The following is a 12,832-nucleotide window of genomic DNA, read 5'->3' as shown; positions in this document are numbered from 1 at the left end:
ACGAGACCTCGTGCCGATGAACCAAGCCATGACCCAGCTGCAGCCCTACCCGTTCGAGAAGCTGCGCGCCCTGCTCGGCAGCGTGCAGCCCGCCGCTGACAAACGTGCCATTGCCCTGTCGATCGGCGAACCCAAGCACGAGTCGCCGGCCTTTGTAGCCAAGGCCCTGGCAGACAACCTCGACAAGCTGGCGGTGTATCCCAGCACGCTGGGTTTGCCGGCCCTGCGTCAGGCGATTGGCCAGTGGTGCGAACGCCGCTTCAATGTGCCCGGCGGCTGGCTTGACGCTGACCGTCACATCCTGCCGGTCAACGGTACCCGCGAGGCCCTGTTTGCATTCACCCAGGCGGTGGTCAACCGCGCCGACGATGGCCTGGTGATCAGCCCCAACCCGTTCTACCAGATCTACGAAGGTGCAGCGCTGCTGGCCGGTGCCACCCCGCACTACCTGCCGTGCCTGGAAGACAACGGTTTCAACCCTGACTTCGACGCAGTGTCGGCCGACACCTGGCAACGCTGCCAGATCCTGTTCCTGTGCTCGCCAGGCAACCCGACCGGCGCGCTGGTGCCGCTGGACACGCTGAAAAAGCTGATCGCCCTGGCCGACGAGCACGACTTCGTGATTGCCTCCGACGAATGCTACAGCGAGCTGTACTTCGACGAAGAAAACCCGCCGCCGGGCCTGCTCACCGCGTGCGCCGAGCTGGGTCGCAGCGACTTCAAGCGCTGCGTGGTGTTCCACAGCCTGTCCAAGCGCTCCAACCTGCCCGGCCTGCGCTCAGGCTTTGTCGCGGGCGATGCGCAGATCATCAAGCCGTTTTTGCTGTACCGCACCTATCACGGCTGCGCCATGCCCGTGCAAACCCAGCTGGCCAGCGTGGCCGCCTGGCAGGACGAAACTCACGTACGGGCCAACCGCGACCAGTACCGGGCCAAGTACGACGCCGTGCTGGAGATTCTCCAGCCGGTTATGGACGTGCAGCGGCCCGATGGCAGCTTCTACCTGTGGGCCAAGGTGCCGGGTTGCGATGCTGACTTCACCCGCGATCTGTTCGAAGCTGAGCATGTCACCGTCGTGCCGGGTTCATACCTGTCCCGCGAAGTCGACGGCGTCAACCCAGGCGCAGGCCGTGTGCGCATGGCCCTGGTCGCACCATTGGAGGAGTGCATCGAGGCGGCGTCGCGTATCCAGCGCTTCCTTGAACGCCGCTGAGCCAGTTACAAGCTGATATATGTAAGGCACAGCTGCATAGCCGATCGGCGAAGCTCGTGGTCCATCAGTTGACCAGGAGCTTTCCCGATGATCATCGATTCCCGGCCTTGTTGCCGCAACCGCATCCCAGAGCAGCTCTCCTACGACCTGGCGATCGCCGAAAACCCACGCAACAGAGGCGTAAGTAGTGGCGGGCGACACAAACGCGGCCTCGTCAAACACACGCACTTGTGGGAGCCGGGCCGCACGCTGTGGATCTCGTTCATGGGCTCACCTGATCGAAGCCTGAAAATGGCAATTTTCGAACTGGCGAGCCAGTGGACTGACTTGTCCGAGGCGAATCTGGAATTGGATCTGGCCGAAGACAACGATGCCAAGGCCCAGATCAGGGTTCTGACCGGCAAGGATGTCCTGCACAATCAATCAGACCTCGGCACCGATGCGCTGGCCTATACCGATGAGACCATGTGCCTGAACGTCGCTCCAGGCGAAGAGTGGTTTGAATGTACAGTGCTGCATGAGTTCGGCCACGCCCTCGGACTACAGCACGAACACACCCACCCTGATGCCAATATCCCGTGGAACGAACAGGCGCTTATCGCCACGCTCCAAGCCGCTGGCTGGACTGCACAGGATGTGCACCAGCAGTATCTGGACGTGCAGGCTGATACAGCCATGATAAAAACCGCTTACGACCCGTTGTCGATCATGCATTATGCCGTCGCGCAATGGCAGACCATCGGCGATTTTGAAATCGCACGCAACCACCAGCTCAGCGAAAAGGACCTTGAGCTGATGCGCCTGGCCTACCCGCACGACTGAACCTAGCGAACCTGTCCAAGGTTGGCCTCGCTCATGTCCAGATCGCCCAGCACCTGGCGCACGACCTCATCACCTACCAGGTGCTGGCGATGCAGGCTATAGAGCTCCAGGCGCTGGGCACGCAGCGCACGCAAACGCAGGCGACGCTCGAGCAAGTCCATCTGGTGCGCCAGCTCACGGGCTTCGGCGCTGTCGTTGTAGCTGGCCAGTTCATCGCGATACTCGGCCATCAGCCGCGCCTTGAGCTCGACCGCCAAGGTTGCCTGATCCGCATCCTGAGCAGCGTTGGCATCGACCACTTCCTCGGCTTCGAGGGCATGGATCGCTGCCTCTGCGGTCAGCCGCCACGCCTCCCGCACTTCCTGCTGCAAGCGCTCGTCCGGGCTCTGGGTAATGCCGCGCAAGAGCAGCGGCAAGGCAATGCATGCACTGATCAACGACAACAGAATCACCCCGGCGGCAATAAAGATCAGCAAGTCGCGTTGCGGGAACGCCTCACCGGCACTGATCAACAACGGCACCGACATCACGCCCGCCAAGGTCACCGCACCGCGCACGCCGCCCAGGGTCAACAGCCAGCAGGAACGTGCAGTCGGCACCAACACCAGTTCAGGCTTGCCGCGCCAGCGGCGTACCACGCCAATCGCCCGCCAGATGCTCTGCACCCAGATGAAACGGAGCACGATCAGCGCCGCAAAGATCGCCAGCACTTCCAGGCAGCGGTAGGCGAGCGCCGGCCACAGCGAGGTTTCGTGGCTGACCACTGCCTTGATGATGTCCGGCAACTGCAGGCCCAGCAGCAAGAAGATCAAACCGTTGAAGGCGAACTCAAGCAACGACCAGACGCTGCGATTGAGTAGCCGGGTGCTGGTCTGGCGCGGCAGCAGATCCAGCCAGCTCTGCATCATGCCTGCGGCTACCGCCGAAAGGATGCCCGACACACCAAGACGCTCGGCCAGCACATAGGCCGCGAACGGCAGCAACAGCATGAACACCACATGGGTGGCCGGATCATCCCAGCCGCGGGTGATCATCCACGCGCGTAGCCGCCCTACCAGCCAGCTCAACGCCACGCCAACGGCCAGCCCTCCCAAGGCCACCAGCACGAACGACAAGCTCGCGTCGGTGAGCGAAAACACCCCGGTAATCGCCGCAGCCAGGGCGAACTTGAAGGTCACCAGGCCCGAGGCATCATTGAGCAAGGCTTCGCCCTGAAGCATGTGCATCAACGGCGTCGGCAGTCGGTCCTGGGCAATGGCCGAGACGGCCACTGCATCGGTCGGCGACAGCACGGCGGCGAGGGCAAACGCCACCGGCAGCGGAATGCTCGGCAGCAGCCAATGAATGAAGTAACCCGCGCCGACCACGGTAAACAGCACCAACCCAACCGCCAGGGCGATGACCGGGCCGCGCATGCGCCACAGCTCCCGCTTGGGGATACGCCAGCCATCGGCGAACAGCAGCGGCGGCAGGAACAGAAACAGGAACAGCTCCGGCTCCAATGCCACATGCAAGCCCAGGCTGGGCCACGCCAATAGTGCGCCTGCCGCGATCTGTACCAACGGCAACGGCAGTGGGATCAAGCGCCCGACCAGCTTGGACACGCTTACCAGCGTCAGCAGGATGAGGACGGTATAGGCTGACTGCATCGGTAAAAATCCTGTCAAATTGGAGAAACGCTTACAGCGCTAGGACCGCAATTGAAACAATATGTTAGCGGGGAGTTAAGGGCATCTGCCGCTGCACGATAGTCGCAGGCTGCCGCAGAATGTGTAACAGCGTGCTACTCAACGCGCTTAACCGCGGGCATTCGGCAGCCAGCCGTGGCGCCAGCCCCAGCGATGTCGCATAATCCGCCGACTAAACAACGGGAGATATTGGGGAGGTTTTGGGTGAACCCGCCGGACCCTTTGAATTCAATGGCTTACACTCTCTACGGCATCAAGGCCTGCGATACCATGAAAAAGGCGCGTAGCTGGCTTGAAGAACACGCCATCGACTACGCCTTTCACGACTATAAAAGCCAAGGCATCGACCGTGACAGCCTGATCCGCTGGTGCAACGAGCACGGCTGGCAGGTTGTGCTCAACCGCGCCGGCACCACGTTCCGCAAACTCGACGATGCCAGCAAAGCCGACATTGACCAGGCCAAGGCCGTCGAATTGATGCTGGCCCAGCCGTCGATGATCAAGCGCCCGGTGCTCGACCTTGGCGAACGCACCCTGGTCGGCTTCAAGCCGGATCTGTACGCCGCTGCGCTGGGCTGAGCCCAACAGCGCTGCCACCCCCCTATTCGCAAGAGGTAATCGCATGTCCACTACTCTGTTCAGCCTGGCCTTCGGTGTCGGCACCCAAAACCGTCAGGGCACTTGGCTGGAAGTGTTCTACGCACAACCACTGCTCAACCCGAGCGCCGAACTGATCGCTGCCATCGCCCCGGTGCTGGGCTATGAAGGCGGCAACCAGGCCATCGCGTTCAGCAATGCCCAGGCCGGCCAGCTGGCCGATGCGGTCAAGTCGGTCGACGCTACCCAGTACGCGCTGCTGACCCGCCTGGCAGAAAGCCACAAGCCGCTGGTCGCCACCCTGCTGGCCGAAGACAGCGCACTGACCTCGACGCCTGAGGCCTACCTCAAGCTGCACCTGCTCTCGCACCGCCTGGTCAAGCCGCACGGCCTGAGCCTGGCCGGCATTTTCCCGCTGCTGCCGAACGTAGCCTGGACCAACCGTGGCGCGGTCGACCTGGCTGAGCTTGCCGAACTGCAACTGGAAGCACGTCTGAAGGGCGAGCTGCTGGAAGTGTTCTCGGTCGACAAGTTCCCGAAAATGACCGACTACGTGGTCCCGGCCGGCGTGCGTATCGCCGATGCGGCGCGCGTGCGTCTGGGCGCCTATGTTGGCGAAAGCACCACCATCATGCACGAAGGCTTCGTCAACTTTAACGCCGGCACCGAAGGCCCAGGCATGATCGAAGGCCGCGTCTCGGCGGGCGTCTTCGTCGGCAAGGGTTCGGACCTGGGCGGCGGTTGTTCGACCATGGGCACCTTGTCCGGTGGCGGCAACATCGTCATCAAGGTCGGCGAAGGCTGCCTGATCGGCGCCAACGCCGGTATCGGTATCCCTCTGGGCGACCGCAACACCGTTGAAGCTGGCCTGTACATCACGGCCGGCACCAAGGTGAACCTGCTCGACGAGAACAACGAACTGGTCAAGGTGGTCAAGGCCCGTGATCTGGCCGGCCAGACCGACCTGCTGTTCCGTCGCAACTCGCTCAACGGCGCAGTCGAGTGCAAGACGCACAAGTCGGCAATCGAGCTGAACGAGGCGCTGCACGCGCACAACTGAGAACCATCAGGTTCGAAGTGATAAGATCGGGTCTGGCGTAAAGCCAGGCCCGATTTTCATTGCAGGTCCCGCAAACATGTTTCAGCCCTCCCCCTGGCGCGCCGACTTCCCCGCGATCGCCGCGTTGCAACGCCAGCACCAGACTTACCTGGACAGCGCCGCCACTACCCAGAAGCCACAGGCCCTGCTGGATGCACTGAGCCATTACTACAGCCATGGCGCCGCCAATGTGCACCGCGCGCAACACCTGCCGGGAGCACTGGCCACTCAAGCGTTCGAGGCCAGCCGCGACAAAGTGGCTGCCTGGCTGAATGCCGCTGATGCGCAACAGATCATCTTCACCCACGGCGCGACCTCAGCGCTGAACCTGCTCGCCTATGGCCTTGAGCACGGCTTCAATGCCGGCGACGAGATCGCCATCAGTGCGCTGGAGCACCACGCCAACCTGTTGCCCTGGCAGCAACTGGCGCAGCGGCGCAATCTGCGCCTGGTGATATTGCCGGTGAACTCGCAAGGCCAGATTGACCTTGACCAGGCACTGCAGCTGATCGGCCCACGTACACGCTTGCTGGCGGTCAGCCAGCTGTCGAATGTGCTCGGCACCTGGCAACCGCTGCCAGCCCTGCTCGCCCACGCCCGCGCCCAAGGCGCGTTGACCGTGGTCGATGGCGCTCAGGGCGTGGTGCATGGACGCCACGACGTGCAACAACTGGGCTGCGACTTCTACGTGTTCTCCAGCCACAAACTGTACGGCCCGGAAGGCGTCGGCGTGCTCTACGGCCGCCATCGCGCGCTGCAGCAGTTGCGCCATTGGCAGTTTGGCGGCGAGATGGTCCAACTGTCGGATTACCACAGCGCCAGTTTTCGTCCTGCGCCGCTCGGCTTCGAAGCCGGCACGCCACCGATTGCCGGCGTGATTGGCCTGGGCGCCACGCTGGACTATCTGGCCAGCCTTGATGCCAACGCGGTCGAGCGCCACGAAGCAAGCCTGCACCAGCACCTGCTGCGCGGTCTGGCCGATCGCGAGGGCGTTCGCGTACTGGGCGCACCACAGACCGCGCTGGTCAGCTTTGTCGTCGACGGCGTACACAACGCCGACATCGCCCATGTACTGACCGAGCAAGGCATCGCCGTGCGCGCCGGTCATCACTGTGCAATGCCCCTGCTCAAAGGCCTCGGCCTTGAGGGCGCGATCCGCGTGTCGCTGGGGCTGTATAACGACAGTGACGATCTGGCGCGCCTTTTCGAAGCGCTGGATCAAGGCCTGGAGCTGCTGCGATGAGCCTGCCCGATCAAGCCCGCGAGGCATTGGCGTGCTTCACCGAAGCCCGTGGCTGGGAACAGCGCGCACGCTTGCTGATGCAGTGGGGCGAGCGCCTGGCGCCGATGGATGACACCGAGAAAACCGAAAGCAACCGTGTCCACGGCTGTGAAAGCCTGGTCTGGTTGGTGGCCGGAGTCGATGACGGCCAATGGCGTTTCAAGGCCACCAGCGATGCGCGTCTGTTACGCGGTTTGCTGGCGTTGTTGCTGGCGCGGGTACAAGGGCTGGCCAGCGCCGAGCTGGCCCAGCTCGACCTGCGCGGCTGGTTCAGCGAGCTGGGGCTTGAACGCCAATTGTCGCCGTCGCGCAGCAACGGCCTGCATGCGGTACTGCAGCGTATGGCGCAGCTCGCCAGCGAAGCCTGAAGCGCTGACCGCTGCTTACAGATCAGCCGCCGGCGCGACCACCCGTTCCGACGGCCGGCGCGCACCGGCCACCAGTTTTTCGATGGCTTTGCTCGCCGCCACCATGCCGAACGTGGCGGTGACCATCATCACCGCGCCAAAGCCGCCGGAGCAATCCAGGCGCACGCCCTCACCGACAAAGCTCTTTTGCAGGCAAACGCTGCCGTCACCCTTGGGATAACGCAGCTGCTCGCTGGAGAACACGCACGGCACGCCGTAATTGCGCGAGGTGTTGCGCGAGAAGTTGTAGTCGCGGCGCAGGGTCGAGCGCACGCGTGAGGCCAACGGGTCGTTGAAGGTCTTGTTCAGGTCGCCGATCTGGATCTGCGTGGGGTCGATCTGGCCGCCGGCGCCACCGGTGGCGACCACGGCGATCTTGCGCCGCCGGCACCAGGCAATCAACGCCGCCTTGGCCATCACGCTGTCGATGCAATCGATGACGCAGTCCATCTGCTCGGTGATGTGCTCGGCCATGCTGTCACGGGTGACGAAGTCTGCCACTGCATGGACTGTGCAGGCCGGGTTGATTGCCAGCAGACGCTCGGCCATGACCTCGACTTTAGCCCGCCCCACCTGGCCTTCCAGCGCATGCGCCTGGCGGTTGGTGTTGCTCACGCAGACATCATCAAGGTCAAACAGGCTGATTTCGCCAACACCGCTGCGCGCCAGCGCCTCGGCCACCCATGAGCCGACCCCGCCGATGCCGACCACCGCCACATGGGCGTCGCGCAGGCGTTGCAGGCCTTGGTCGCCGTACAAACGGGCAACGCCGGCGAAGCGTGGATCTTCTGTGCTCATGCTCGCTATCCGCAAAAAACCGGCGCGCATTATATGCCAGCTGGCGGGTTGCCGGGCCGCACGGCGCTGTTAGTTGGTAAAAAACCTACCAATCCTGCTTTAATGTCCGATCAGAGAGTCAGACTTGGACGACAACCGAGTGGGAGCAGAGCTTCACCCTCTGCGCCGAATGGCACTGCTGCTTTCTTGTCCAAGCGTAGAACGCAGCCCCAGCTGGCACCCGCCCACTCCCCTCTTCGGAACCTACAATCGCTTATGTCATCACGCAAATTCGGCCTCAACCTGGTAGTGGTGCTGGTCATCGCCGCGCTGTTCACCGGGTTCTGGGCGCTGATCAACCGCCCGGTGTCCGCGCCGGCCTGGCCGGAGCAGATTTCCGGCTTCTCCTACTCGCCGTTTCGCCTGGGTGAAAGCCCGCAAAAGGGCCAGTACCCGAGCGAGGAGGAGATGCGCCAGGACCTCGAGCAGTTGAGCAAACTGACCGACAGTATCCGTATCTATACCGTCGAAGGCACCCAGGCCGAAGTCCCGCGGCTGGCTGAGGAATTCGGCCTGCGCGTCACCCTGGGTATCTGGATCAGCCCGGACCTTGAGCGCAACGAGCGCGAGATCAGCAAGGCCATCGAGCTGGCCAACAGCTCGCGCAGCGTGGTGCGGGTGGTGGTTGGCAACGAGGCGTTGTTCCGCAAAGAGGTCACCCCCGAGGCGCTGATCCAGTACCTGGATCGGGTCCGCGCGGCGGTCAAGGTGCCGGTGACCACCAGTGAACAGTGGCATATCTGGAAAGAAAACCCGGAGCTTGCCCCCCACGTCGACCTGATCGCCGCGCACATCTTGCCGTACTGGGAGTTTGTGCCGATGCAGGATTCGGTCGAGTTCGTGCTTGATCGCGCCCGTGAGCTCAAGCAGCAGTTCCCGCGCAAACCGCTGCTGCTGTCGGAGGTTGGCTGGCCGAGCAACGGCCGCATGCGCGGCGGCGCCGATGCCACCCAGGCCGACCAGGCCATCTACCTGCGCACGCTGGTCAACACCCTCAACCGACGCGGCTACAACTACTTCGTCATCGAGGCCTACGACCAACCGTGGAAGGCCAGCGACGAAGGTTCAGTGGGCGCCTACTGGGGCGTGTTCAACGCCGAGCGCCAACAGAAATTCAACTTCGAAGGGCCGGTGGTGGCGATTCCGCAGTGGCGCGCCCTTGCGGTCGCTTCGGTGGTGCTGGCGATGCTTGCCCTGACCATCCTGCTGATCGATGGCTCGGCGCTACGCCAACGCGGGCGCACCTTCCTCACCTTCATTACCTTCCTCTGTGGCTCGGTGCTGGTGTGGATCGCCTACGACTACAGCCAGCAATACAGCACCTGGTTCAGCCTGATCGTCGGTTTCCTGCTGGCGCTGGGGGCGATTGGTGTGTTCATCGTGTTGATGACCGAAGCCCATGAACTGGCCGAAACGGTGTGGACGGCCAAGCGCCGTCGCGAATTCCTGCCGGTGCAGGGCGACAGCGCCTACCGGCCGAAAGTGTCGGTGCACGTGCCCTGCTACAACGAGCCACCGGAGATGGTCAAACAGACCCTCGACGCCCTCGCCGCGCTCGACTACCCCGACTATGAAGTTCTGGTGATCGACAACAACACCAAGGACCCGGCCGTGTGGGAGCCGCTCAAGGCCCACTGCGAGCTGCTCGGTGAGCGCTTCAAGTTCTTCCACGTTGCGCCGCTGGCCGGCTTCAAGGGTGGCGCACTCAACTACCTGTTGCCGCACACGGCCAAGGACGCCGAAGTGATCGCCGTGATCGACTCGGACTACTGCGTCGACCGCAACTGGCTCAAGCACATGGTGCCGCACTTCGCCGACCCGAAGATCGCTGTGGTGCAGTCGCCTCAGGACTACCGCGACCAGCACGAAAGCGCCTTCAAGAAGCTCTGCTACAGCGAATACAAAGGCTTCTTCCACATCGGCATGGTCACCCGCAACGACCGTGACGCGATCATCCAGCACGGTACCATGACCATGACCCGGCGCTCGGTGCTGGAAGAACTCGGCTGGGCCGACTGGTGCATCTGCGAAGACGCCGAGCTGGGCTTGCGCGTGTTCGAAAAAGGCTTGTCTGCCGCCTACGCGCACAACAGCTACGGCAAGGGCCTGATGCCCGATACCTTCATCGACTTCAAGAAGCAGCGCTTCCGCTGGGCCTACGGCGCGATCCAGATCATCAAGCACCACGCCCGCGCCCTGCTGCAGGGCAAGGGCAGTGAACTGACCCGCGGCCAGCGCTATCACTTCCTCGCCGGTTGGTTGCCGTGGGTCGCCGATGGCATGAACATCTTCTTCACCGTCGGTGCGCTGCTGTGGTCGGCGGCGATGATCATCGTGCCACACCGGGTCGATCCACCGCTGATGATCTTTGCCATCCCGCCGTTGGCGCTGTTCTTCTTCAAGGTCGGCAAGATCCTGTTCCTCTACCGTCGTGCGGTCGGCGTCAACCTCAAGGACGCCTTCGCTGCCGCCCTGGCCGGGCTGGCGCTGTCGCATACGATTGCCAAGGCCGTGCTGTACGGTTTCTTCACCAGCAGCATGCCGTTCTTCCGCACGCCGAAGAACGCCGACAGCCATGGTTTGCTGGTGGCGATTTCCGAAGCGCGCGAAGAGCTGTTCATCATGCTCTTGCTGTGGGGCGCTGCCGGTGGCATCTACCTGGTGCAGGGCTTGCCGAGTTCGGACATGCGCTTCTGGGTGGCCATGCTGCTGGTGCAATCGCTGCCGTACCTGGCCGCGCTGATCATGGCCTTCCTGTCGTCGCTGCCCAAACCGGCAAGCGATGCAGCACAAGCCTCGACTGCCTGACCATAAAGGCCACCCGCTGGCACCCTGAAGGTGCCCGGCGGGCGCATTTGATATAAGATAACGCGCCTGTTTTTTCGTCCTTGCCTTGCCCCCGGAGTTCCCCATGACGGCCCCCGCCGAGCTCTCGCCTACCCTTCAACTGGCCTGCGACCTGATCCGTCGTCCCTCGGTGACCCCGGTCGATGCCGACTGCCAGACCCAGATGATGAACCGCCTGGGCGCTGTCGGCTTCCAGCTTGAACCGATGCGCATCGAAGACGTCGACAACTTCTGGGCCACCCATGGCAGCAAGGACGGCCCAGTGTTGTGTTTTGCCGGCCACACCGACGTGGTCCCGACCGGCCCGGTGCAGCAGTGGCAACATGAGCCGTTCCAGGCACTGATCGATGCCGACGGCATGCTCTGCGGCCGCGGCGCTGCCGACATGAAGGGCAGCCTGGCATCGATGGTGGTGGCCAGCGAGCGCTTTGTGCACGACTACCCCAACCACCGCGGCAAGGTCGCCTTTCTCATCACCAGCGACGAAGAAGGCCCCGCCCATCACGGCACCAAGGCCGTCGTCGAGCGCCTGGTGGCACGCAACGAGCGCCTCGACTGGTGCATCGTCGGCGAGCCATCGAGCACCAATTTGCTCGGTGACGTGGTCAAGAACGGCCGCCGCGGTTCGCTCGGTGCCAAGCTGACCGTACGCGGCAAGCAGGGCCACGTTGCCTATCCGCACCTGGCGCGCAACCCGATCCACCTGGCGGCGCCAGCGCTGGCCGAACTGGCAGCAGAGCATTGGGACGAAGGCAATGCGTTCTTCCCGCCGACCAGCTTCCAGATCTCCAACCTCAATTCCGGTACCGGCGCGACCAACGTCGTGCCTGGCGACCTGACTGCGCTGTTCAACTTCCGCTTCTCCACTGAGTCGACCGTCGAGGGCCTGCAGGCGCGGGTGGCGGCGATTCTCGACAAGCATCAGCTGGACTGGTCGATCGATTGGGCGCTGTCGGGCCTGCCGTTCCTCACCGAGCCAGGTGAACTGCTCGACGCGGTAGCGGCCAGCATCAAGGCCGTCACCGACCGCGACACCCAGCCATCGACCAGCGGCGGCACCTCCGACGGCCGCTTCATCGCCACCATGGGTACTCAGGTGGTCGAGCTCGGCCCGGTCAACGCCACTATCCACCAGGTCGACGAGCGCATCCTGGCCAGCGATCTCGACCTGCTGACCGAGATCTACTACCAGACCCTGGTGCGGTTGCTCGCCTGATGCTCATCTGCCCTCTTTGCCAGGCGGCCCTGGCAGCGCTGGACAACGGTGTCGCGTGCAGCGCCGGCCATCGCTTCGACCGTGCTCGCCAGGGTTATCTGAACCTGTTGCCGGTGCAGCACAAGAACAGCCGTGATCCAGGTGACAATCAGGCGATGGTCGAGGCCCGCCGTGACTTTCTCGACGGTGGCCACTATGCCCCGGTCGCCGAGCGCCTGGCGCAGCTGGCTGCCGAGCGCCAGCCCGGCGCCTGGCTGGATATCGGCTGCGGCGAAGGCTATTACACCGCGCAGCTCGCCAATGCCCTGCCGGCGGCCCAGGGTTACGCCCTGGATATTTCCCGTGAAGCGGTTAAACGCGCCTGCAAGCGCGCGCCGCAGGTGACCTGGATGGTCGCCAGCATGGCCCGCGTGCCCCTGGCCGATGCCAGCTGCCAGTTCATCGCCAGCGTTTTCAGCCCGCTCGACTGGCAGGAGGCCTTGCGCCTGCTCAGCCCCGGCGGCGGCCTGATGCGGGTCGGCCCGACCAGCGGTCACCTGATGGAGCTGCGCGAGGTGCTTTACGATGAAGTGCGTCCGTATGCTGACGACAAGCACCTGGCACTGGTGCCAGCGGGAATGGTCCATGCTCACAGTGAAACCCTCGAGTTTCGCCTCAGCCTGGCCGCACCCAAGGCTCGCGCCGACCTGCTGGCGATGACCCCGCACGGCTGGCGAGCAAGCGCTGAAAAGCGCGCGCTGGTGATCGACCAGGCCGCGCCGTTCGAGGTAACCGTTTCCATGCGTTATGACTATTTCCTGCGCCAATCCTGAGCACACCGGAGC

General features: G+C 63.5%; 11 protein-coding genes. 9 read left to right on the top strand and 2 right to left on the bottom strand.

Annotated features, from left to right (window positions below; translation table 11 throughout):
* Positions 1–16: 16 nt before the first annotated feature.
* Positions 17–1,213, top strand: a complete 1,197-nt coding sequence (gene dapC / locus K3F44_RS01170) for a succinyldiaminopimelate transaminase (protein ID WP_150570845.1) — start codon at positions 17–19, stop codon at positions 1,211–1,213.
* 87 nt (positions 1,214–1,300) lie between these two features.
* On the top strand, positions 1,301–2,035 hold the full coding sequence (locus tag K3F44_RS01165) for a M12 family metallopeptidase (RefSeq protein ID WP_150572029.1): 735 nt from the start codon (positions 1,301–1,303) through the stop codon (positions 2,033–2,035).
* 2 nt (positions 2,036–2,037) lie between these two features.
* Here the strand turns inward: K3F44_RS01165 and K3F44_RS01160 are convergent, their stop codons facing one another.
* Entirely contained in the window at positions 2,038–3,684 is a 1,647-nt protein-coding gene (locus K3F44_RS01160; RefSeq protein WP_220633204.1) for a Na+/H+ antiporter, read from the bottom strand.
* Between the two features lie 270 nt (positions 3,685–3,954).
* Here K3F44_RS01160 and K3F44_RS01155 point away from each other — a divergent pair, with 270 nt between their 5' ends.
* The 4 genes from K3F44_RS01155 (at position 3,955) to K3F44_RS01140 (ending at position 7,069) form a co-directional block, all read left to right on the top strand.
* Positions 3,955–4,302: an ArsC family reductase gene (locus K3F44_RS01155; RefSeq protein ID WP_101317223.1), complete on the top strand. Its 348-nt coding sequence runs from the start codon at positions 3,955–3,957 to the stop codon at positions 4,300–4,302.
* 43 nt (positions 4,303–4,345) lie between these two features.
* The gene (gene dapD, locus K3F44_RS01150; RefSeq protein ID WP_101317221.1) at positions 4,346–5,380 is read left to right on the top strand and encodes a 2,3,4,5-tetrahydropyridine-2,6-dicarboxylate N-succinyltransferase; all 1,035 of its coding nucleotides are present in this window, start codon (positions 4,346–4,348) and stop codon (positions 5,378–5,380) included.
* A 76-nt stretch (positions 5,381–5,456) separates the two neighbouring features.
* Complete coding sequence (locus tag K3F44_RS01145) at positions 5,457–6,662, top strand: cysteine desulfurase (protein ID WP_150570842.1); 1,206 nt, start codon at positions 5,457–5,459, stop codon at positions 6,660–6,662.
* The gene (locus K3F44_RS01140) at positions 6,659–7,069 is read left to right on the top strand and encodes a SufE family protein (protein ID WP_220633203.1); all 411 of its coding nucleotides are present in this window, start codon (positions 6,659–6,661) and stop codon (positions 7,067–7,069) included. Before K3F44_RS01145 ends, K3F44_RS01140 begins: the two co-directional genes overlap by 4 nt.
* A 15-nt stretch (positions 7,070–7,084) precedes the next feature.
* Here K3F44_RS01140 and tcdA read toward each other — a convergent pair whose 3' ends face one another.
* Positions 7,085–7,906 carry a tRNA cyclic N6-threonylcarbamoyladenosine(37) synthase TcdA gene (tcdA, locus tag K3F44_RS01135; RefSeq protein WP_220633202.1) on the bottom strand — a complete coding sequence of 274 codons (822 nt, stop codon included), beginning with the start codon at positions 7,904–7,906 and terminating at the stop codon, positions 7,085–7,087.
* Positions 7,907–8,161: 255 nt separating this feature from the next.
* Here tcdA and K3F44_RS01130 point away from each other — a divergent pair, with 255 nt between their 5' ends.
* The 3 genes from K3F44_RS01130 (at position 8,162) to K3F44_RS01120 (ending at position 12,820) form a co-directional block, all read left to right on the top strand.
* The gene (locus tag K3F44_RS01130) at positions 8,162–10,753 is read left to right on the top strand and encodes a glycosyltransferase (RefSeq protein ID WP_101317213.1); all 2,592 of its coding nucleotides are present in this window, start codon (positions 8,162–8,164) and stop codon (positions 10,751–10,753) included.
* A gap of 103 nt (positions 10,754–10,856) precedes the next feature.
* Positions 10,857–12,008 (top strand): succinyl-diaminopimelate desuccinylase, encoded by a 1,152-nt coding sequence (gene dapE / locus K3F44_RS01125; RefSeq protein WP_150570838.1) that lies wholly within the window; start codon positions 10,857–10,859, stop codon positions 12,006–12,008.
* Positions 12,008–12,820 carry a putative RNA methyltransferase gene (locus K3F44_RS01120; RefSeq protein ID WP_101317209.1) on the top strand — a complete coding sequence of 271 codons (813 nt, stop codon included), beginning with the start codon at positions 12,008–12,010 and terminating at the stop codon, positions 12,818–12,820. Before dapE ends, K3F44_RS01120 begins: the two co-directional genes overlap by 1 nt.
* The last annotated feature ends 12 nt before the right edge of the window (positions 12,821–12,832 follow it).

The organism is Pseudomonas sp. S07E 245, assembly GCF_019599025.1.
Lineage (GTDB): Bacteria > Pseudomonadota > Gammaproteobacteria > Pseudomonadales > Pseudomonadaceae > Aquipseudomonas > Aquipseudomonas shirazensis.
This window is presented reverse-complemented; position numbering and strand designations above follow the sequence as displayed.

What these genes read in the sequence shown, in the direction of transcription:
- dapC (WP_150570845.1), top strand. Translation starts at nt 17, where the DNA reads ATGAACCAAGCCATGACCCAGCTGCAGCCCTACCCGTTCGAGAAGCTG.
- K3F44_RS01165 (WP_150572029.1), top strand. Translation starts at nt 1,301, where the DNA reads ATGATCATCGATTCCCGGCCTTGTTGCCGCAACCGCATCCCAGAGCAG.
- K3F44_RS01160 (WP_220633204.1), bottom strand. Translation starts at nt 3,684, where the DNA reads ATGCAGTCAGCCTATACCGTCCTCATCCTGCTGACGCTGGTAAGCGTG.
- K3F44_RS01155 (WP_101317223.1), top strand. Translation starts at nt 3,955, where the DNA reads ATGGCTTACACTCTCTACGGCATCAAGGCCTGCGATACCATGAAAAAG.
- dapD (WP_101317221.1), top strand. Translation starts at nt 4,346, where the DNA reads ATGTCCACTACTCTGTTCAGCCTGGCCTTCGGTGTCGGCACCCAAAAC.
- K3F44_RS01145 (WP_150570842.1), top strand. Translation starts at nt 5,457, where the DNA reads ATGTTTCAGCCCTCCCCCTGGCGCGCCGACTTCCCCGCGATCGCCGCG.
- K3F44_RS01140 (WP_220633203.1), top strand. Translation starts at nt 6,659, where the DNA reads ATGAGCCTGCCCGATCAAGCCCGCGAGGCATTGGCGTGCTTCACCGAA.
- tcdA (WP_220633202.1), bottom strand. Translation starts at nt 7,906, where the DNA reads ATGAGCACAGAAGATCCACGCTTCGCCGGCGTTGCCCGTTTGTACGGC.
- K3F44_RS01130 (WP_101317213.1), top strand. Translation starts at nt 8,162, where the DNA reads ATGTCATCACGCAAATTCGGCCTCAACCTGGTAGTGGTGCTGGTCATC.
- dapE (WP_150570838.1), top strand. Translation starts at nt 10,857, where the DNA reads ATGACGGCCCCCGCCGAGCTCTCGCCTACCCTTCAACTGGCCTGCGAC.
- K3F44_RS01120 (WP_101317209.1), top strand. Translation starts at nt 12,008, where the DNA reads ATGCTCATCTGCCCTCTTTGCCAGGCGGCCCTGGCAGCGCTGGACAAC.